The sequence below is a fragment of the Enterobacter sp. CPE_E890 genome (assembly GCF_046521475.1).
GTDB classification, from domain to species: domain Bacteria; phylum Pseudomonadota; class Gammaproteobacteria; order Enterobacterales; family Enterobacteriaceae; genus Enterobacter; species Enterobacter adelaidei.
Genome location: NZ_JBKFZW010000001.1, coordinates 746,034 through 766,737 on the forward strand (window position 1 = coordinate 746,034; position 20,704 = coordinate 766,737).

At 53.2% G+C, this 20,704-nt stretch carries 18 protein-coding genes, 1 pseudogene and 1 riboswitch; of the genes and pseudogenes, 7 read left to right on the top strand and 12 right to left on the bottom strand.

Features of this window, described 5'->3' with window-relative positions:
* Positions 1-240: 240 nt before the first annotated feature.
* Both araC and ACLHV9_RS03625 read left to right on the top strand, forming a co-directional pair.
* A complete protein-coding gene (gene araC, locus ACLHV9_RS03620) occupies positions 241-1,086 on the top strand; it encodes an arabinose operon transcriptional regulator AraC (RefSeq protein WP_108089555.1) in 846 nt (281 codons plus the stop codon).
* Positions 1,087-1,214: 128 nt separating this feature from the next.
* On the top strand, positions 1,215-1,982 hold the full coding sequence (locus ACLHV9_RS03625; protein WP_028016661.1) for a DedA family protein: 768 nt from the start codon (positions 1,215-1,217) through the stop codon (positions 1,980-1,982).
* Here the strand turns inward: ACLHV9_RS03625 and thiQ are convergent.
* From thiQ to sgrR, 4 genes are all read right to left on the bottom strand, one after another.
* Complete coding sequence (gene thiQ / locus ACLHV9_RS03630) at positions 1,979-2,674, bottom strand: thiamine ABC transporter ATP-binding protein ThiQ (RefSeq protein ID WP_108089556.1); 696 nt, start codon at positions 2,672-2,674, stop codon at positions 1,979-1,981. The genes ACLHV9_RS03625 and thiQ overlap by 4 nt on opposite strands.
* Positions 2,658-4,268, bottom strand: coding sequence for a thiamine/thiamine pyrophosphate ABC transporter permease ThiP (gene thiP / locus ACLHV9_RS03635; RefSeq protein ID WP_108089557.1), 1,611 nt, complete (start codon positions 4,266-4,268; stop codon positions 2,658-2,660). The genes thiQ and thiP overlap by 17 nt, the downstream gene beginning before the upstream one ends.
* The gene (gene thiB, locus ACLHV9_RS03640) at positions 4,244-5,227 is read right to left on the bottom strand and encodes a thiamine ABC transporter substrate binding subunit (protein WP_108089558.1); all 984 of its coding nucleotides are present in this window, start codon (positions 5,225-5,227) and stop codon (positions 4,244-4,246) included. Before thiB ends, thiP begins: the two co-directional genes overlap by 25 nt.
* A gap of 31 nt (positions 5,228-5,258) precedes the next feature.
* A riboswitch (TPP riboswitch) is annotated at positions 5,259-5,359 on the bottom strand.
* A gap of 36 nt (positions 5,360-5,395) precedes the next feature.
* The gene (gene sgrR / locus ACLHV9_RS03645; RefSeq protein ID WP_049005259.1) at positions 5,396-7,051 is read right to left on the bottom strand and encodes an HTH-type transcriptional regulator SgrR; all 1,656 of its coding nucleotides are present in this window, start codon (positions 7,049-7,051) and stop codon (positions 5,396-5,398) included.
* An 88-nt stretch (positions 7,052-7,139) separates the two neighbouring features.
* On the opposite strand from sgrR, the gene sgrT reads away from it, so the two are divergent.
* Complete coding sequence (sgrT, locus tag ACLHV9_RS03650; RefSeq protein WP_032666766.1) at positions 7,140-7,292, top strand: glucose uptake inhibitor SgrT; 153 nt, start codon at positions 7,140-7,142, stop codon at positions 7,290-7,292.
* Between the two features lie 120 nt (positions 7,293-7,412).
* Complete coding sequence (locus tag ACLHV9_RS03655; protein ID WP_028016666.1) at positions 7,413-8,591, top strand: sugar efflux transporter; 1,179 nt, start codon at positions 7,413-7,415, stop codon at positions 8,589-8,591.
* Positions 8,592-8,637: 46 nt separating this feature from the next.
* Here ACLHV9_RS03655 and ACLHV9_RS03660 read toward each other — a convergent pair whose 3' ends face one another.
* The 7 genes from ACLHV9_RS03660 to leuL all read right to left on the bottom strand — a co-directional run bounded on the left by ACLHV9_RS03660 (position 8,638) and on the right by leuL (position 15,245).
* Positions 8,638-9,219: a cytochrome b/b6 domain-containing protein gene (locus ACLHV9_RS03660; RefSeq protein WP_028016667.1), complete on the bottom strand. Its 582-nt coding sequence runs from the start codon at positions 9,217-9,219 to the stop codon at positions 8,638-8,640.
* Between the two features lie 111 nt (positions 9,220-9,330).
* Entirely contained in the window at positions 9,331-10,221 is an 891-nt protein-coding gene (locus ACLHV9_RS03665; RefSeq protein WP_028016668.1) for a cation diffusion facilitator family transporter, read from the bottom strand.
* Positions 10,222-10,385: 164 nt separating this feature from the next.
* A complete protein-coding gene (gene leuD, locus ACLHV9_RS03670) occupies positions 10,386-10,991 on the bottom strand; it encodes a 3-isopropylmalate dehydratase small subunit (protein WP_028016669.1) in 606 nt (201 codons plus the stop codon).
* Between the two features lie 10 nt (positions 10,992-11,001).
* A complete protein-coding gene (gene leuC / locus ACLHV9_RS03675; protein WP_108089559.1) occupies positions 11,002-12,402 on the bottom strand; it encodes a 3-isopropylmalate dehydratase large subunit in 1,401 nt (466 codons plus the stop codon).
* 2 nt (positions 12,403-12,404) lie between these two features.
* Positions 12,405-13,496 carry a 3-isopropylmalate dehydrogenase gene (leuB, locus tag ACLHV9_RS03680; RefSeq protein WP_028016671.1) on the bottom strand — a complete coding sequence of 364 codons (1,092 nt, stop codon included), beginning with the start codon at positions 13,494-13,496 and terminating at the stop codon, positions 12,405-12,407.
* Positions 13,496-15,067: a 2-isopropylmalate synthase gene (gene leuA / locus ACLHV9_RS03685; protein WP_108089561.1), complete on the bottom strand. Its 1,572-nt coding sequence runs from the start codon at positions 15,065-15,067 to the stop codon at positions 13,496-13,498. The genes leuB and leuA overlap by 1 nt, the downstream gene beginning before the upstream one ends.
* A 91-nt stretch (positions 15,068-15,158) precedes the next feature.
* Positions 15,159-15,245 (bottom strand): leu operon leader peptide, encoded by an 87-nt coding sequence (gene leuL, locus ACLHV9_RS03690; protein ID WP_071530973.1) that lies wholly within the window; start codon positions 15,243-15,245, stop codon positions 15,159-15,161.
* A 594-nt stretch (positions 15,246-15,839) separates the two neighbouring features.
* Between leuL and leuO the strand changes: the two are divergent.
* Positions 15,840-16,784, top strand: a pseudogene (leuO, locus tag ACLHV9_RS03695) (transcriptional regulator LeuO); the annotation flags it as partial.
* Between the two features lie 149 nt (positions 16,785-16,933).
* Here the strand turns inward: leuO and ACLHV9_RS03700 are convergent.
* Positions 16,934-17,914 carry an IS5-like element ISKpn26 family transposase gene (locus ACLHV9_RS03700; RefSeq protein WP_407220155.1) on the bottom strand — a complete coding sequence of 327 codons (981 nt, stop codon included), beginning with the start codon at positions 17,912-17,914 and terminating at the stop codon, positions 16,934-16,936.
* A gap of 467 nt (positions 17,915-18,381) precedes the next feature.
* Between ACLHV9_RS03700 and ilvI the strand changes: the two genes are divergently transcribed.
* Positions 18,382-20,106, top strand: coding sequence for an acetolactate synthase 3 large subunit (gene ilvI / locus ACLHV9_RS03705; protein ID WP_049005266.1), 1,725 nt, complete (start codon positions 18,382-18,384; stop codon positions 20,104-20,106).
* Position 20,107: 1 nt separating this feature from the next.
* Positions 20,108-20,599, top strand: a complete 492-nt coding sequence (gene ilvN / locus ACLHV9_RS03710) for an acetolactate synthase small subunit (protein ID WP_028016675.1) — start codon at positions 20,108-20,110, stop codon at positions 20,597-20,599.
* The last annotated feature ends 105 nt before the right edge of the window (positions 20,600-20,704 follow it).

Genomic DNA, 20,704 nt, shown 5'->3' on the forward strand with positions numbered 1-20,704 from the left:
GTTGCGATGGAAAGTGTGACGCCGTGCAAATATTCAATGTGGACATTTCTGCCGCACTTATAGACACTTTTGTTACTGCTTATTTGCCTGACCTGGCGGATAAATCAGGGGGAAAGGCTGAAACATGGCGGACGTAAAAGAGGCGTGATGCTTTTTGGATCTTTTCGCGGGCCATTTTTAACCTGCTTTTTACGATATGGACAATTGGTTTCCTTCAGGACCCTTGGGAGAACTGAATCTATGGCCGAAACGCAAAACGATCCTTTGCTGCCGGGATACTCGTTTAACGCGCACCTTGTGGCGGGACTGACCCCTATCGAGGCTGAGGGATACCTCGACTTTTATGTTGACCGCCCGCTCGGGATGAAAGGGTATATCCTCAACCTGACCGTGCGCGGGGAGGGGATCATCAAGAACGGTGACCAGCAGTTTGTCTGCCGCCCCGGCGATATTCTGTTGTTCCCGCCGGGGGAGATCCACCACTACGGACGTCACCCGGATGCAAAAGAGTGGTATCACCAGTGGGTCTACTTCCGTCCGCGCGCCTACTGGCAGGAGTGGCTTTCCTGGCCGGCGATTTTTGCGCATACCGGTTTTTATCGACCGGATGATGTCCATCTGGCTCAGTTTCGCGAGCTTTTTGCCCAGATCATTGAGGCGGGGCAGGCAGGAGGACGTTATGCCGAACTGCTGGCAATTAACCTGCTTGAACAACTGCTGCTGCGGCGTATGGAGGCCATTAACGAATCGCTTAATCCTCCACTGGATAACCGCGTGCGCGACGCCTGCCAGTACATCAGTGACCATCTGGCAGATAGTCAGTTTGATATCGCCAGCGTTGCTCAGCACGTCTGTCTGTCTCCGTCGCGGCTGTCGCATCTTTTTCGCCAGCAGCTTGGCGTCAGCGTGCTGAGCTGGCGTGAGGACCAGCGTATCAGTCAGGCGAAGCTGTTACTCAGCACCACCCGAATGCCGATTGCCACCGTGGGGCGTAACGTGGGCTTTGAGGATCAACTTTATTTCTCTCGTGTTTTCAAAAAATGCACGGGTGCCAGCCCCAGTGAATTCCGCGCGGGTTGTGAATAAACGGTAAAAAAAGATAAACAAACAGGTGAACTGTGGAAGCAACCTGTAAACTATTCAGACAATTGATGCCTTGACGCGGTGCGGTGCGCTAAGCAGAATCGCTGATTCGTTTTCTGACCGGAATAGTTATGCAGGCTTTGCTGGAACACTTTATTACCCAGTCCGTTATGTACTCGCTCATCGCCGTTGCGCTGGTGGCGTTTCTGGAATCGCTGGCGCTGGTCGGGTTAATTCTGCCCGGCACCGTGATGATGGCCGGGCTTGGCGCGCTGATTGGCAGCGGCGAGGTCAACTTCTGGCAGGCGTGGCTGGCCGGGATTATCGGCTGCCTGCTGGGCGACTGGATCTCCTTCTGGCTGGGCTGGCGCTTTAAGAAGCCGCTGCACCGCTGGTCGTTCATGAAAAAGAACAAAGCCTTGCTGGATAAAACCGAGCATGCGCTGCACCAGCACAGCATGTTTACCATCCTGGTGGGACGCTTTGTCGGGCCGACGCGTCCGCTGGTGCCCATGGTCGCCGGGATGCTGGATCTTCCGGTCACAAAATTTGTTGTGCCGAATATTATCGGCTGTGTCTTCTGGCCGCCGTTTTACTTCCTGCCGGGGATCCTCGCGGGGGCGGCTATTGATATTCCTGATGGTATGCAAAGCGGTGAGTTTAAGTGGCTGTTGCTGGCGACCGCTCTGCTGCTGTGGATCGCCGCATGGCTGTGCTGGCGGCTGTGGCGCAGCGCGAAAGCGAATATTGATCGTCTGACGCGCTACCTGCCTCGCTCGCGCCTTTTGTGGCTTGCGCCGTTGACGCTCGGCATAGCCGTAGTGGCGCTGGTGGCGTTGATCCGCCACCCGCTGATGCCGGTGTATGGCGAGATTTTATTGAAGGTTGTCAGCCGTTAACCAATACCCAGAAGCTGTGATGCGCTCGCTTTTCCACTTACCAGTGCTTCCGTTTCGCCATCCCATAAAATGCGACCCTCCGCGATCACCACCGATCGCGGAGCAATCCTCGCGGCATCCTCAATGCTGTGCGATACCATCAACATGGTGAGCTTCTGACGCTGGCAGACCTCCTGTACCAGAGCCAGCATCTCCTGGCGCAGCGCCGGGTCGAGTGCAGAGAACGGCTCGTCCAGCAGCAGAACAGGCTGCTCGCGTACCAGACAACGCGCCAGCGCGACACGCTGGCGTTGACCGCCGGAAAGCTCCCCTGGCAGACGGTCGATAAACCCGGTGATCCCCATCTGCCCGGCAATAAGCTCCAGCTTCTGGCGTTGTGTATCGTTCAGTTTTAACCCCGGATCCATCCCCAGGGCGATGTTCTGCCGTACGGTAAGATGGGTGAAAAGATTATTTTCCTGAAACAGCATCGACACCGGACGCCGGGCGGGTGGCGTGCGGGTATGATCGTGGTTTTCAATCATTATTGACCCGCTTGCCGGTTGCAGAAACCCGGCTATCAGATTGAGCAACGTACTTTTTCCTGCTCCACTTGGGCCCAGAACCGCAATCATCTCTCCCTGGCGGGCAGAAAGCGTGAAGCGCATTGGCAGGTGCTGGTAGAGCCAGGTTACATCAATCAGTTTTAACATCACGCCCCGGAAGTTTTTCGATAACGGTAAATAAGGCAAAGCAGAGTAGCAGCAGCAAGAGTGCCGTGACGGCGCCATCCTGGCTACGGTAAGAGCCGATCTGCTGGTACAGCCAATATGGCAGCGTGCGGAAATCTTCATTGCCGAAGAGCGCGACCACGCCAAAATCACCGATTGAGAGCACGCAGGCGAAAGCCAGCGCCTGTGCCAGCGGGCGTTTTAGTGCCCGCAGTTCGACCACTCTCAGCCGTTGCCAGCCCTGAATGCCAAGTGACTGACACAGCAGAGCGTAGCGGCTATTAACGTCGCGCATCGGGTTTTCCAGTACCTTCAGAGCATAAGGGATCGCCATCAGGGCATTGGTAAATATCACAATGCCGTCGGCACTTTCCGGCAGACCCACGGTACTGTTGAAAAGTAAAAAGAATCCCGTCGCCAGTACAATGCCTGGCATGGCCAGGATCAGCATACCCGTTAGCTCCAGCGCCTGTCCGGCTTTACGGGCATGGCAGGCATAAAGCTCGCGACTGCTCCACAGCAGCATCATGGTCAGTATGACGCACAGCAACCCGGCGGCCAGCGCAATGCGCAGTGAAGTCCAGGTCGCTTGCCAGAGCACAGACTGCTGCAACACGGACAGGAGATTGAGGTTCAGGCCATCGATGATAACGGCCATCAGCGGCGGCAGCATCAGCAGCAGCGCCAGCGTAATAAGCGAAATATCGGTGATACGGCTACGCAGGCTATCCTGGGGATCGCGCCAGCCTGTTATCTGGTTACTGCCCGGCGGAATGGCTTTACTCAGACGCTGGCTCAGCAGCACCAGTACAAGACAGCACACCATCTGAACTATCGCCAGCAGCGCAGCCCGACCAGGATCGTAGTCGTAACTCAGTGCCTGATAGATTGCCAGCTCAATGGTTGTTGCCTGCGGTCCACCACCCAGTGAAAGCACGGTAGCAAAGCTGGCAAAGCAGAGCATGAAGATCAGTGCGGCAACTGGCGGGATTTGGCGGCGCAGCCACGGCCACTCAACAAAGCGGAAGAAAGACCAGCCACGCATGCCCAGCTGTGCCGCAAGCTGGCGCTGCTCGCCGGGGATATTTTCCAGCGCCTGTAAAAAGAGCCGTGTCGCCATCGGCATGTTGAAAAAGACGTGCGCCAGCAGGATGCCCTGAAGCCCGTATGGCGAGAAATGCCACTCCAGACCGAGCAGGCCGAACAGTGAAGCCAGCCAGCCCTGACGACCATAAACGCTCAGGATGCCAAACACGGCGACCAGCACGGGCAGGATCAGCGTCATGGCGCACAGGCGCAGCAGCGCCTGCCTGCCGGGGAAACGCCTGCGATAAAGTGCACGAGCAAGGAAAATGGCGGGGATCACCGACAGCAGGGCAGAGAGAAACGCCTGCCAGAAAGAAAAGCGGATAACGTGCCAGAGATAGCTGTCGTGCCAGAGGGAGAGCAGGTCACTCTCTGGCGCGTTCAACCACAATGCAAGAAAAGCGCCCAGGCTGACCGCCACCATCAGCATGGCGGCGAGCAGCCCAGGAATTAACCAGCCGGGAATTAGCGGCTGACGGCGCGTTGCCATTCACTTACCCATGCTGCACGCTGCGAAGCGACCTGTTGCGGCGTAAACTCCAGAGACGTTTGCGGTTTGGTCAGCTGTTCGAAACCTGCTGGCAGCGCTACGTTGGTCACGGGATACATCCAGTTACCCGCCGGAATGGCATTCTGGAATGCCGGTGAAACCATAAATTTCAGGAACTTCTCGGCAAGTTCTGGCTGCTTGCTGGCCGCGGTACGCGCAGCCACTTCCACCTGCAGGTAATGGCCTTCAGCGAAATTGGCCGCGGCATAGTTGTCTTTCTTCTCAGCGATGATGTGGTAGGCCGGGGAGGTGGTGTAACTCAGTACCAGGTCGCTTTCCCCTTTCAGGAACAGACCGTAGGCTTCACTCCAGCCTTTAGTCACGGTGACGGTTTTGGCTGCCAGTTTCTGCCATGCTTCAGGCGCTTTATCCCCATAGACTTTCTGCATCCACAGCAGCAGACCCAGACCTGGAGTGCTGGTGCGAGGGTCTTCATAAATGACGCGCCATTTCTGATCGCCTTCCACCAGCTCCTTCAGGCTTTTCGGCGGGTTCTTCAGCTTGTTTTTGTCGTAAACAAAGGCAAAGTAGCCGTAGTCGAACGGAACGAAAGTGTCATTTTTCCAGCCGCCCGGAACGTTGACGGCATCTGCAGCTACGCCACTTTTGGCAAACAGTTTGGTCTGCGAGGCGGCCTCCAGCAGGTTGTTATCCAGCCCCAGCACCACATCGGCTTTACTGTTTTTCCCTTCCATACGCAGGCGGTTGAGCAGTGAGACGCCATCTTCCAGCGCCACGAATTTCAATTCACAGTTACAGTCCGCTTCAAAGGCTTTTTTCACCACCGGGCCTGGGCCCCAGTCAGCAGAGAAGGAGTCGTAGGTGTAGACCGTCAGAACGGGCTTCGCAATAGCAGGCAGCGCGAACAGCGCCAGCAGGGGAAGAACTTTTTTTAACACTTTGCACCTCAGGGTTGAGTGGCAAAGGATTTTGAGCAACAGCCTCAAATCCCTTCGCCGGCGTTATCCGGATCAGGTTCGACGGGTATTATCTCAGCGCACATCAGTGATGCAGCACCCCGTTGAGAACGGCGCTATTGTAATGATTTGGTGAATATTGCGAAAGCGTTATGGCTCCGGCGGGGCAAACCAGGCGGATTTAAAATCAAACCAGCCTAAGGTGTTCATCCGCAGGCCGCGCATACTGCGCTGACCCTGAATCATCAGCCAGTGATGGATCAGCGGCACAATCGCCTGCTGCGCGAGCAGTTGCTGACACCACGAGGCCAGGTTCATCTCACCTGCTCGCCACCGGGCGGCATCCTGCTGCCAGTCGCGTTCGATGCAGTGCTGGATCAGCGGCACTTCATACAGGTGAGAGAACAGCGAGAAATCGAGCGGTAGGGTGAAATTGGCGCTGTTCAGCCAGATATCACTGACGATATCTCCGCGGTGCCATTCATCATAATCGACCTCCTGAATGTCGAGATGGACGCCTTCAGCAGCCAGCAGTTTGCTCATGATCCGGGCGATAAAGCGGTGTTCCACATGATCACGGTAATAGGTCAACGTGATCGACTCCAGCCCGGCAGGCTTTTCACCGTGAACCGGTCGGGCGTGATGCCAGCGAGGGAGCAGGCCGTATGCCGGGAACCAGTATGTCTGGTATTGCTCTTCCGCCTGATAGATAAGGTTAGCCGGAGAGAGAATGTGGCTAACCCACCTGCGCACCTCGCGACTGGCGCCACGATGGCTGCGAGCGTCAAACAGCAGATAATAGCAGCCCTCTTCAAGACGGCTTTCAACCGCTTTTTCCCCCTCGGTTGGCCCTTCCAGCGTTAAGCCGCAGCTCAACTCTTCGCTGATGTCAGGCAGAACCCAGACGTTGACTTCATCGATCAGCGCGCGATAGCCAAAGTAGTCGTCAAAGGCGCGAATTTTAAGCTGGTTGCTGGTATTGCGCGTCACTGCGTAAGGGCCTGTCCCTACGGGCTGGCTGGCAAAATGAGGCAGAGATGCCCATTCGCGCGGCAGGATCATCGACGGAACATAGCCCATTAGCCACGGCAACCACTGGTCTGGCTCGGACAGTTCGATGTCAACGGTCCATGCTGTCGGGGAATGGATCCGCGAGACATGGGCATACAGAGGAAGTGCGCGCGCGCGCTGAAGAGAGTCAATGACGTCGCTCATCTCCAGCTCGCGGCCGTGGTGAAAGTGAATGCCAGGGCGTAAAAAAAAGCGCCAGTGAAGCGGGGAAAGTTGCTGCCAGTGGTGCGCAATATCTGCTTCCAGTTCCCCATTTTCCTCATTTATGCGCGTCAGGCCGCTGAATATTTGTCGGGCCATATGGGTTTCAGAGCGACGCAACGCCGTGCCGGGTAACAGATTTTTCATTGGCCGATAGTAGAGCACCCGCAGGATGTGTCGGCCCTGACGAAAACTGCGCCCGAGATGTGAAACCAGCATCTGGCGTACGGCCGCTTTGTCGCCGACCAGCTGCACCAGCTGATCGATGCGATCCTGCTCCAGCAAATCTTCTGCACGCTGCTGCTGTAGCGCTAACCCGGTATAGAGAAAGGTCAGACGCGAGCGTTTGCCGCGACCCGCCTCTGCTTCCCAGCTCAACCAGCCTTGCTGTTGCATGGTGTTAAGCAGGGTACGCATATGACGGCGAGAACAGCTGAGCAGGTCAGCCAGCTCGTTCAGCGTGGTCTCCTTCGATTGCCCCTCACAGCACTGCCAGAGGCGGATAAATTGTTGTTGCAGTCGACCGGAAGGCATAAAAGAGGAACTCCTGACAAATAATCAGCAATTTATTAATCCCTATATTAAGCCAATAATAGTTCCCGATGAAGTGAGGAGGTAAATTATGAAGAGGTCTACCGCACGTCAGTTTTATCAGCACTATTTTTCAGCGACAAAAGGAACGTCCTGGCTGGCCCGCCAGTGTGCAGAGCAACGGCTGAAAATTCTGGAAGACCTGATGCAGTGGGACGTTACGAAAGCGACCTCTTCTCGCTGACTCGCCTCGATCATGTGTGACTGAGTATTGGTGCTTATCACCCGCCAGCAAAATGTTTTTGCTGGCTTTTTTCGTTTATTCTTTCACCCAATTTCGATTCGCTTTCACAAGGATTTGCGCATGCTCTGGTTGATGACAATGGGGCGACGCCTGAATGGCGTCTACGCCGCTTTTATGCTGGTGTCCTTTATGATGGGCGTTGCGGGGGCGCTACAGGCGCCGACGCTGAGTCTGTTTCTCAGCCGGGAGGTAGGGGCGCAGCCGTTCTGGGTTGGCCTGTTTTATACCGTCAACGCCATTGCCGGGATTCTGGTCAGCCTGGGGCTGGCGAAACGATCGGATAGCCAGGGCGATCGCCGTAAACTGATCCTCTTTTGCTGTGCGATGGCCGTTGGCAATGCGTTACTCTTTGCCTTTAATCGTCATTATCTGACGCTCATCACCTGCGGCGTGCTGCTGGCGTCACTGGCCAATACCGCCATGCCGCAGCTGTTCGCACTGGCGCGTGAGTATGCTGACAATTCCGCGCGGGAAGTGGTGATGTTCAGTTCGGTGATGCGTGCTCAGCTTTCCCTGGCATGGGTTATTGGCCCGCCTCTGGCCTTCATGCTGGCATTGAATTACGGCTTTACCGCCATGTTCTCCATTGCGGCAGGCATTTTTGCGATAAGCCTGGTGTTGATTGCTTTCGCGCTGCCGTCTGTGGCGCGCGTCGAGCAGACAACGGACAAACCCATTACTCAGGTGAGCGGCTGGCAGGACAAAAATGTCCGCATGCTATTTATCGCCTCCACGCTGATGTGGACCTGCAACACGATGTATATCATCGACATGCCGCTGTGGATCAGCAGCTCCCTGGGGCTGCCGGATAAGCTCGCGGGGATCTTAATGGGAACCGCGGCCGGGCTGGAAATTCCGGCGATGATTCTGGCCGGGTATTACGTGAAGCGTTTTGGTAAACGCAGGATGATGGTCATTGCGGTGGCTGCCGGGGTGATGTTCTACGTGGGGCTGATCTTCTTCCACTCGCGGGAGGCACTGCTGGCGCTGCAGCTATTTAACGCTGTGTTTATTGGAATTATCGCCGGAATAGGCATGCTCTGGTTCCAGGATTTAATGCCTGGCCGTGCGGGCTCGGCGACCACGCTTTTTACCAACAGTATTTCCACCGGGGTGATTCTGGCGGGGGTGATTCAGGGGGCGCTGTCGCAAAGCTATGGACATGCGTCGGTCTACTGGATGATTGCGGCGATTTCGTTGGTTACGCTTGGGCTGACCTGCCGCGTAAAAGACGTGTGATCGGATGAATGAGCGGAGCCCGGGTCTCCGGGCTCTGCAAACCTTTCTATTCCGAATACTGATATTTACGCTGTGCGCGTAAAGTCAGGTACATATGCACGAGACCCATAAATCCGTGTGCCCAGAAGTAGGTCTCAATAAAGACCGTCAGGAATTTATGCAAATCTAAGACGGATTCCGTGACGGATGAAACCGGTCCGAGCGTGGCGTTCAGCACGAACCATACCGCTCCGCAGAGTGCAACGCCGAGCAGAGCCAGTACACCTAAGCCTTGCACCGTTGCCGCCATACCGCCAGCGTGAGCATCAGGAAGCTGACGTTGCATGAGAGTGCGGATATCATCAACGATTCCGCTGAAGTCCAGTGCCAGCCACGCGAAGTAATACTTAAATCCGCGCTGGGTTAACATCCATGCCATCATGGCAATACCGCAAAAAATTAAACCAAAGCCTGAAATAACATGAACCCAGGTGACAATCGCGTTCAGACCCGATTCACCAAGTGCTTCGCTTTCAGTAAAGTTGGAATTAATAATCTGGGCCAGCACCAGTACTGCAACAAGAATGTGCAGTATGCGAAGAAAAGGGGTTTCTTTATGGGGAAGCGTATCGCGTATTGTTGGATTCATCGCTTTTTACCTCAATGATGAGAGAGCTGATGCGATGGAGTGTGACGCAGATTAATTAACGAAACCTTAACGATAAATAAAATGCATCACACCGAAATCATCCACACTATTTTAGTGTGCCGGATCAATATGCGTCATAACATTAAGCACATTAAATTTTTGCATCACGTTGTTTCTGGCCTTCACGGCAATTTCATGTCCTTCTTTTACGCTTAATTCTCCGTCGACTTCAAGATGAACATCGACAAGGGCTAAGTCGCCCATCTTGCGGGTTTTTAAGTCATGGATCCCGGCGACACCTTCGGTTTCGAGCAAACACGTTTTGATGTCGTGCTCAAGGTCAGGTTCAAGCGAACGATCCATCAGGTCGTGCAGGGCGTCAGCAGAGAATTTGTATCCCATATGAGCGATGAACATCCCGACAATCAGGGCGGCAACCAGGTCCATAGAGTGAAAGCCCATTAAATTCCCGGCTATACCAATGGCGACAACCACGGATGAAGCCGCGTCAGAACGGGCATGCCAGGCATTAGCTATCAGTAGTGAGGACTGGATGCGTTTTCCCGTTGCAAGCATGTATCTGAACAGACTTTCCTTAACCACTAAAGCCAGTATCGCTACCCATAGCGCGGCTCCTTTCACTGTCTGATGCGTCTCAGGGTTGAGCAGTTTATTGCCCGCCGACCAGAGCATTCCAATGCCCACAAGCAGCAAAATAGCACCAATAATGAGCTTTGCTCCGTTTTCGAAGCGAAGGTGACCGTAATGATGATCGATATCTGAGGCTTTCTGGCTTTTCTTGTTCGCAATCAGAACGACAAAATCAGAAGATAAATCGGAAAGAGAATGAATCCCATCAGCAATTAACCCTTGCGAGCCGGAAAATAGTCCTGCAACGATTTGAAAACCAGTGAGTAATATATTTATTACCACGCTAACCAATGTGCATTTATGTATTTCTTGAGAACGGAGGTGAGACTCATTGCTATTTTGCTTTTCCATTTAGATTTCCGCTGTAAGCCAACTTTTAGAGTATCTTGCGCAGGCATTATTAAATTGACATTAAATATAATGTCATTAGCGGATATTTTTTCGAGAACGGCGTGTCAGGAGTGGTGGGTAAGGGAATAAAGCGAGGCCTGCAGAATAAACTGCAGGCCAGAGGTTTACTTCATAAACGCAGGCTGTTTGTGTTCGTAAGTTGCAATTGCCGCTTCGTGCTGGAGTGTTAAACCAATGCTGTCGAGACCGTTCAGCATGCAGTGACGACGGAACGCATCAATGCTGAAGCTGTAGGTCTTATCACCGGCTTTCACGACTTCTGCTTCCAGATCCACCTCAAACGAAATACCTGGATTTGCCTGAACCAGAGCGAATAACTCGTCGACCTGCTCGTCCTTCAGTGTGACCGGCAAAAGCTGGTTGTTGAAACTGTTGCCGTAAAAGATATCCGCGAAACTTGGGGCGATAACCACTTTAAACCCGTAGTCGGTCAGAGCCCACGGAGCGTGCTCACGTGATGATCCGCAGCCAAAGTTTTCCCGCGCCAGCAGGATCGATGCGCCTTTATATTCCGGGAAGTTCAGAACGAATTCCGGGTTAGGGACTTCGCCTTTGTCATCCAGGAAACGCCAGTCGTTAAACAGATGGGCGCCAAATCCAGTGCGGGTGACCTTCTGCAAAAACTGCTTAGGAATGATCGCGTCGGTATCGACGTTAGCGGCGTCCAGAGGGACAACCAGGCCCGTATGTTGGGTAAATTTCTCTGCCATGATTGTCTCCCTATTTCAGGCTGCGAATGTCGGCGAAATGGCCGGTGACTGCCGCAGCGGCGGCCATTGCCGGGCTGACCAGATGGGTACGCCCACCGCGGCCCTGACGGCCTTCAAAGTTACGGTTGCTGGTGGAGGCACAGCGCTCGCCTGGATTCAGGCGGTCATTGTTCATGGCCAGACACATGGAGCAACCCGGCAGGCGCCACTCGAAACCTGCTTCGATAAAGATCTTATCCAGACCTTCGGCTTCGGCCTGGGCTTTTACCGGGCCGGAACCCGGAACCACCAGTGCCTGTACGCCTGGTGCCACTTTACGACCTTTGGCAATCTCGGCGGCAGCGCGCAAGTCTTCGATACGGGAGTTGGTGCAGGAGCCAATAAATACTTTATCAATGGTTACGTCGGTCAACGGAACGCCAGGTTTCAGCCCCATGTAAGCCAGCGCTTTTTCCGCACTGGCGCGCTCGACCGGGTCAGCGAAAGTGGCCGGATCGGGAATGGCGTCGTTGACAGAAATCACCTGGCCCGGGTTGGTTCCCCAGGTCACCTGAGGCGCAATCTCCTCTGCCTGCAGCGTGACAACCGTATCAAAGGTTGCCCCGTCGTCAGTTTTCAGGGTTTTCCAGTACGCGACGGCTTCGTCAAAATCATCCCCTTTCGGGGCATGCAGACGACCTTTGACATAGCTGAAGGTGGTTTCGTCTGGCGCAACCAGACCGGCTTTTGCACCCATCTCAATGGCCATGTTGCACAGGGTCATACGGCCTTCCATGCTCAGCGCCTGGATGGCCTCGCCGCAGAATTCCACTACGTGACCGGTGCCGCCTGCACTGCCGGTTTTGCCAATAATCGCCAGCACGATGTCTTTTGCCGTGATACCCGGAGCGGCTTTACCCTTCACTTCAATCTTCATGGTTTTGGCACGACCCTGTTTCAGGGTCTGCGTGGCCAGCACGTGTTCAACTTCAGAGGTACCAATACCGAAGGCCAGTGCGCCGAACGCGCCGTGGGTCGCGGTATGGGAGTCACCGCAGACGATGGTCATCCCCGGCAGGGTAATCCCTTGCTCAGGGCCCATTACGTGGACGATGCCCTGGTACGGGTGGTTCAGATCGTACAGTTCAACGCCAAACTCGTTGCAGTTCTTAATCAATTCCTGCATCTGGATACGTGCCATCTCACCTGACGCGTTGATGTCTTTGGTCTGGGTGGAGACGTTGTGATCCATGGTCGCGAAGGTTTTACCCGGCTGACGCACCGGGCGCTTGTGCGCGCGCAGCCCATCGAATGCCTGAGGAGAGGTCACTTCGTGCACCAGATGACGGTCGATGTACAGCAGCGGGGTTTCGTTTGGTGCTTCGTAAACAACGTGCGCATCAAACAGCTTTTCATATAAGGTCTTTGCCATGATTACACCCCTTCAGCGACATAGCGGGCAATGATGTCGCCCATTTCATCGGTACTGACTGCCGCCGTGCCGCGTGCTAAATCACCGGTACGGACGCCTTCTTCTAACGCCCGGTTAATGGCGTTTTCAATTGCGGTCGCTGCATCGCCTGCATCCAGGCTGTAGCGCAGCAGCAGGGCCAGGGAGAGGATCTGCGCAATCGGGTTAGCAATGTTTTTGCCAGCAATATCCGGTGCGGAACCGCCCGCCGGTTCGTACAGGCCAAAGCCTTCTTCATTCAGGCTTGCGGATGGCAGCATGCCCATGGAGCCGGTGATCATTGCGCATTCGTCAGAGAGGATATCGCCGAACAGGTTGGAGCACAGCAGCACGTCAAACTGGGACGGATCTTTAATGAGCTGCATGGTCGCGTTGTCGATGTACATATGCGACAGCGCGACGTCCGGGTACTGCTTAGCGACTTCACCGACGATCTCACGCCACAGAATGGATGACTGCAGCACGTTCGCTTTATCAATGGAGGTCACTTTATGGCGGCGTTTGCGCGCAGACTCAAAAGCGATGTGGGCGATACGTTCGATTTCAAAACGGTGATACACCTCGGTATCAAACGCTTTTTCATGCTGGCCACTGCCTTCGCGGCCTTTTGGCTGACCAAAATAGATGCCGCCGGTCAGCTCACGCACGCAAAGAATGTCGAAACCGTTAGCCGCAATATCGGCACGAAGCGGGCAGAACTCTTCCAGACCCTGATACAGCTTCGCCGGACGCAGGTTGCTGAACAGCTTGAAATGCTTACGCAGCGGCAGCAGTGCGCCACGTTCTGGCTGCTCTGCCGGTGGCAGGTGTTCCCATTTTGGACCACCGACTGAACCAAACAGCACGGCATCGGCATTTTCGCAGCCTTCGACGGTCGCTTTTGGCAACGGCGTCCCGTGATTATCAATCGCAATGCCGCCTACATCGTAGTGGCTGGTGGTGATTTTCATCGCAAAACGCGAACGAACGGCTTCCAGTACTTTCAGCGCCTGTGCCATCACTTCCGGGCCAATACCGTCACCCGGCAACACAGCAATATGGTAATTCTTCGACATTACACGGTTTCCTTTTTGTTCTCTTTATTCTGAGCTTTGCGTTGCAACTCTTTTTCGACTTCAGCGGCGCGCCAGATGTTGTTCAGAACATGCACCATCGCTTTCGCGGAGGATTCAACAATATCGGTTGCCAGACCTACACCATGGAAACGGCGGCCATTGTGAGTGACAACAATGTCGACCTGGCCCAGCGCATCTTTGCCATGACCTTTTGCCGTCAGGTCATATTTCACCAGCTCAACGTCGTATTCAGTAACACGGTTAATCGCCTGATAGATGGCATCGACAGGACCATTGCCGTTCGCGGCTTCCGCTTTAATTTCATCACCACAGGCCAGTTTGACCGAGGCGGTTGCGATATCGCTGGAGCCTGACTGCACGTTGAAGTAATCCAGACGGAAGTGCTCTGGTTCTTCCTGCTGCTTGTTAATAAAGGCCAGCGCTTCCAGGTCATAGTCGAACACCTGACCTTTTTTGTCGGCCAGTTTCAGGAACGCGTCGTACAACTGATCCATGTTGTAATCGCTGTCCTGATAACCCATCTCTTCCATACGGTGTTTTACTGCGGCACGTCCGGAACGCGAAGTCAGGTTCAACTGCACCTGGTTCAGACCGATCGATTCCGGAGTCATGATTTCGTAGTTTTCACGGTTCTTCAGCACGCCATCCTGGTGAATACCGGAGGAGTGTGCGAAGGCGCCAGTGCCGACGATCGCTTTGTTGGCCGGAATAGGCATGTTGCAAATCTGACTGACAGTCTGGCTGGTGCGCCAGATTTCGTTGTGATTGATGCGGGTGTGTACGTCCATAATGTCTTTGCGCACTTTAATCGCCATGATCACTTCTTCCAGCGAACAGTTACCCGCACGTTCACCGATACCGTTCATCGCGCCTTCAACCTGACGTGCGCCAGCGTGTACCGCGGCTATAGCATTGCCAACGGCCAGACCCAAATCATCATGGGTATGAACAGAGATAATAGCTTTATCAATATTCGGTACGCGCTCATACAGGCCAGTGATGATGTTGGAGAACTCAAAAGGCATGGTGTAACCGACGGTGTCCGGGATGTTGATGGTTTTGGCACCGGCGTTGATTGCGGCTTCAACCACACGCGCCAGGTCTTCAATCGGCGTACGGCCTGCATCCTCACAGGAGAATTCAACGTCATCGGTGTAGTTGCGTGCGCGCTTCACCATGTACACCGCGCGTTCAATCACTTCATCCAGGGTGCTGCGCAATTTGGTTGCGATATGCATCGGTGAAGTAGCAATAAAGGTATGAATGCGGAAGGCTTCGGCAACTTTCAGTGACTCAGCCGCGACGTCGATATCTTTCTCTACGCAGCGCGCCAGACCACATACGCGGCTGTTTTTAATGGTACGCGCAATGGTCTGGACGGATTCGAAATCACCCGGAGACGAGACAGGGAAACCTACCTCCATCACGTCGACGCCCATACGTTCGAGAGCCAACGCGATCTGCAGTTTCTCTTTTACACTCAGGCTTGCCTGCAACGCCTGTTCACCGTCACGTAATGTGGTATCGAAAATAATGACTTGCTGGCTCATGGGTTAGGTCCTTGTCAGTCTTAGGGCGCCTTGCTACGAGCATAAAAAAACCCGCGCAGTGGCGCGGGTTTTTAGTCTTACTGGTGACGATTCAACGCTGAATTTCGCCCGCCAGTCTACCGCGCACAGTGGATGCGTTTAGTAGTAGTAGACCGGTGAAACGAATGGTGCGAATCATGAATCGTGCTCCGTTAAATTCAATATGCTTTTAGTGGTACTGGATACGGCCTTTCATGTCAACCCCTGACGATAAAAACGGACCTGAAGGGCGTAACAGGCAAGATGCCTGCATTAGCTAATTGTGCTGGATTTTACTTTCATGACCCGACTAATTGTCTAATTTTGGACTTGAAAAACAGATTGCAGAAACAAATAAATATAATTGGTATAAATTGAGTAAAACACGTCGCAGTGAATGCATTATGCTTAAATTATTTTAATATCATTAAGTTATGGGTTTGGTGAATGTTTTTGATGCCGTTGAAATGCCAATGGAGATAACAGGTTGTTAACCAACTGTAGATGAATGGCGTTAACAGTTTAATAATACTTAAGTCATCATTAACTTTATGGTGATTGTATATTGGTTTGGTTTATGGTTTCATTCCTGGCATAAAGTTAAGTGTATCATTTTTGCGATCTTTTGTTTTTTTAGTCTTTGCATCATCTTTATATATTCCGAATTTTAAATAATTCTCTTTTGCTAATCGTATTTGCATGATAAATCATATTTTCCGGGATTATTATCGTACCTTGGCAAAGGGAGTGTAGCGTGACAGTGGAGTCTGAAGTGCCAGAAAACAATATTAAACAACCTCAAACTTCTGATGGGATTAAACCGCAATTACGCACGGTGGATCTTAATCTTCTGACGGTGTTTGATGCTGTCATGCAGGAACAGAATATTACCCGCGCGGCACAAGCGCTGGGGATGTCACAACCTGCCGTGAGTAATGCCGTTGCCAGACTTAAGGTCATGTTTAAAGACGAATTATTTGTTCGTTATGGGCGCGGGATCCAACCCACGGCGCGCGCATTCCAGTTATTCGGTTCTATCCGGCAGGCATTACAGCTGGTTCAAAATGAGTTGCCGGGGTCCGGCTTTGAACCCTTAAGCAGTGAGCGAGTATTCCATCTTTGTGTCTGTAGCCCATTAGATAATTATTTAACCTCGATTATTTATAATAAGGTTGAAGAAATTGCGCCGAATATCAACCTTGTTTTTAAGTCATCCTTAAATCAAAACACAGAACATCAGTTACGCTATCAGGAGACGGAGTTTGTTCTGGGATATGAAGAATTCCGTCGACCTGAATTCTCCTGCGTGCCGCTGTTTAAGGATGAAATGGTTTTAGTTGCCAGTAAAAAACACCCACGGCTGAATTCTCCGCTACGAGAAAGTGATGTTTATAGTGAACAGCACGCCGTTGTAGCACTCGACAGATATGCTTCCTTTAGCCTGCCGTGGTATGACTCCGTGGATAAACAGGCCAGCGTGGCTTATCAGGGGATGGCAATGGTTAGCGTATTAAACGTTGTCTCACAGACTCAGTTGGTCGCTATTGCGCCGCGTTGGCTGGCAGAAGAGTTTTCCGACCCGTTAAATCTGCAAATATTGCCACTGCCGCTCAAGCTGAATAGCCGTACCTGTTATCTTTCCTGGCATGAAGCTGCGGGGCGTGACAAAGGACATCAGTGGATGGAAGAGTTGCTTATTAGGGAAGGTGCGAATAAGCAGGTCATTTCTTCCCAAGCTGACTCGCTGATTAAAATTTCGCGGATCTGGGCCGATTTTTTTCCCGCAAACACATCGAATCAGCCTATTTAGGCTATTTTTTCCACCATTTCTGGCGTTATTTCCGGTTTTTACTGAGATCTCTCCCACTGACGTATCATTTGGTCCACCCGAAACAGGTTGGCCAGGGTGAATAACATCGCCAGTTGGTTATCGTTTTTCAGCAGCCCCTTGTATCTGGCTTTCACGAAGCCGAACTGCCGCTTGATGATGCGAAACGGGTGCTCCACCCTGGCACGGATGCTGGCTTTCATGTATTCGATGTTGATGGCCGTTTTGTTCTTGCGCGGATGCTGCTTCAAGGTTTTTACCTTGCCGGGACGCTCGGCGATCAGCCAGTCCACATCCACCTCGGCCAGCTCCTCGCGCTGTGGCGCTCCCTGGTAGCCGGCATCGGCTGAGACAAATTGCTCCTCTCCATGAAGCAGATTACCCAGCTGATTGAGGTCATGCTCGTTGGCCGCGGTGGTGACCAGGCTGTGGGTCAGGCCACTCTTGGCATCGACACCAATGTGGGCCTTCATGCCAAAGTGCCACTGATTGCCTTTCTTGGTCTGATGCATCTCCGGATCGCGTTGCTGCTCTTTGTTCTTGGTAGAGTTGGGTGCCTCAATGATGGTGGCATCCACCAAAGTGCCTTGGGTCATCATGACGCCTGCTTCGGCCAGCCAGCGATTGATGGTCTTGAACAATTGACGGGCCAGTTGATGCTGCTCGAGCAGGTGGCGGAAATTCATGATGGTGGTGCGATCCGGCAGGGCGCTATCCAGGGATAATCGGGCAAACAGGCGCATGGAGGCGATTTCGTACAGGGCATCTTCCATGGCACCGTCGCTCAGGTTGTACCAATGCTGCATGCAGTGAATACGCAGCATGGTCTCCAGCGGATAGGGCCGTCGGCCATTGCCCGCCTTGGGATAAAACGGCTCGATGACAGCGGTCATATTCTGCCATGGCAGAATCTGCTCCATGCGGGAGAGGAAAATCTCTTTTCGGGTCTGACGGCGCTTAGTGCTGAATTCACTATCGGCGAAGGTGAGTTGATGGCTCATGATGTCCCTCTGGGATGCGCTCCGGATGAATATGATGATCTCATATCAGGAACTTGTTCGCACCTTCCTTAGCATTTGCCGCCGGTAAACGCATCAGGGTAAATTGCATCGATATATGTGATTTATCCTGACTTCATTTTGATTATTGATATTTTATTCTGTTGTGATTTTTTTTGGCTGCTATCAGGCTCGCAAAAATAGATGAATTACTGAATCATCGCGCTTTTTAGCGATGATTTATCATCGCATCCTCTAATGCCAGATGAATTGACCACATCGCCTCCCAATGTCTGTTTTTTCTGCTTTAAGTACCTCTTCTCTCTGCCGGTTTGCTAATTGCCTGCCTCATAACGAGCGGTTAAGGTAAGGATCACTCTGCAAAATATAAGATTGGTTCATCCCAATCGTAAGACGGTGCGGAAATGAATTCGGCAGTCCGTCTATAACAAAATGCCTGGAGGCAAAGCATGGAGATGTTGTCTGGCGCGGAAATGGTCGTGCGATCGCTTATCGATCAGGGCGTGAAGCAAGTGTTCGGCTACCCTGGCGGCGCAGTCCTTGATATCTATGATGCGCTGCATACGGTAGGTGGCATTGACCATGTTCTGGTACGCCACGAGCAGGCGGCAGTTCATATGGCTGACGGCCTGGCACGTGCGACGGGTGAAGTGGGCGTGGTCTTAGTCACGTCAGGTCCTGGTGCAACTAACGCCATCACCGGTATTGCAACGGCGTATATGGACTCTATCCCGCTGGTGATCCTCTCCGGGCAGGTGGCGACCTCACTGATCGGCTACGATGCGTTTCAGGAGTGCGACATGGTGGGGATTTCGCGTCCCGTTGTGAAGCACAGCTTCCTGGTAAAGCAAACCGAAGACATTCCTGGCGTCCTGAAAAAGGCCTTCTGGCTAGCGGCAAGCGGGCGTCCGGGACCGGTGGTGGTCGATCTGCCTAAAGATATTCTGAACCCTGCAAACAAGCTGCCTTATGTCTGGCCAGAATCGGTCAGCATGCGCTCTTATAACCCAACAACGCAGGGCCATAAAGGTCAGATCAAGCGGGCTTTACAAACGCTTCTGGCGGCCAAAAAACCGGTGGTTTATGTCGGCGGCGGGGCGATCAATTCTGCCTGCGAAGTACAGCTTCGCGAACTGATTGAAAAGCTTAACCTTCCTGTAGCGTCGTCGCTGATGGGGCTTGGGGCATTCCCGGCCACCCACCCTCAGGCGCTGGGAATGCTGGGTATGCACGGTACCTATGAAGCCAACATGACTATGCATCATTCTGACGTGATCTTTGCGGTCGGGGTGCGCTTTGACGATCGTACTACCAACAATCTGGCGAAGTATTGTCCGAATGCCACCGTGCTGCATATTGATATCGATCCGACGTCAATTTCAAAAACGGTGTCGGCGGATGTGCCGATCGTCGGTGATGCTCGTCAGGTTCTGGAGCAAATGCTGGATCTGCTGGCCCAGGAGAACGCTACCCAGCCGCTGGATGAGATCCGTGACTGGTGGCAGCAGATTGATCGGTGGCGTGCGCGCCAGTGTCTGAAATATGACACGCAAAGCGAAAACATTAAGCCGCAGGCGGTTATCGAAGCGGTGTGGCGACTGACGAAAGGTGAGGCTTACGTGACCTCAGACGTGGGGCAGCACCAGATGTTTGCCGCCCTGTATTACCCGTTTGATAAACCGCGACACTGGATCAACTCGGGCGGCTTAGGAACGATGGGCTTTGGTCTACCTGCGGCGCTGGGCGTGAAGCTGGCACTGCCGAATGAAACCGTCGTCTGCGTAACCGGGGATGGCAGTATCCAGATGAACATTCAGGAGTTGTCTACCGCGCTGCAGTATGAACTGCCGGTTCTTGTGCTGAACCTGAATAACGGCTACCTGGGTATGGTCAAACAGTGGCAGGATATGATCTATTCAGGCCGCCATTCACAGTCATATATGAAATCGCTGCCGGATTTTGTTCGTCTTGCTGAAGCTTACGGTCACGTTGGCATGCGGGTGACAGATCCAGCTGAGCTGGAAACGAAGCTCGCTGAAGCGCTTGAACACGTTAAAAACAACCGCCTCGTCTTTATGGATGTGATTGTTGATGGGACCGAGCACGTTTATCCGATGCATATTCGCGGTGGTGGTATGGATGAAATGTGGTTAAGCAAAACGGAGAGAACCTGATATGCGCCGGATATTATCTGTGTTACTGGAAAACGAGTCTGGCGCACTGTCGCGCGTCATTGGGCTATTTGCGCAGCGCGGCTATAACATTGAAAGCCTGACCGTTGCACCGACGGACGATCCGACGCTGTCGCGGATGACCATTCAAACCGTCGGCGATGCCAAAGTGCTTGAGCAAATTGAGAAGCAACTGCATAAGCTGGTTGATGTACTGCGCGTGAGCGAGCTGGGCCAGGGGGCCTATGTTGAGCGTGAGGTCATGCTGGTGAAAATCCAGGCCACCGGCTACGGACGTGAGGAGGTCAAACGCAGTGCGGATATCTTCCGTGGGCAGATTATCGACGTCACGCCTTCCCTCTATACGGTTCAACTGGTCGGTACAAGTGACAAGCTGGATGCTTTCCTGGCGTCCGTGCGGGATGTAGCAAAAATTGTTGAGGTCGCGAGATCGGGCGTGGTTGGCCTGTCACGCGGCGAGAAAATCATGCGTTAGTTGTCAAAAAGGTTCGCCTCTTTCAGCCCGGTCACCAAAGCCGGGCTTTTTTTTGCGTAATCAGCCGACAACGCAGATAAAAGCGGTTGCCGCGAAGGCTTTTCT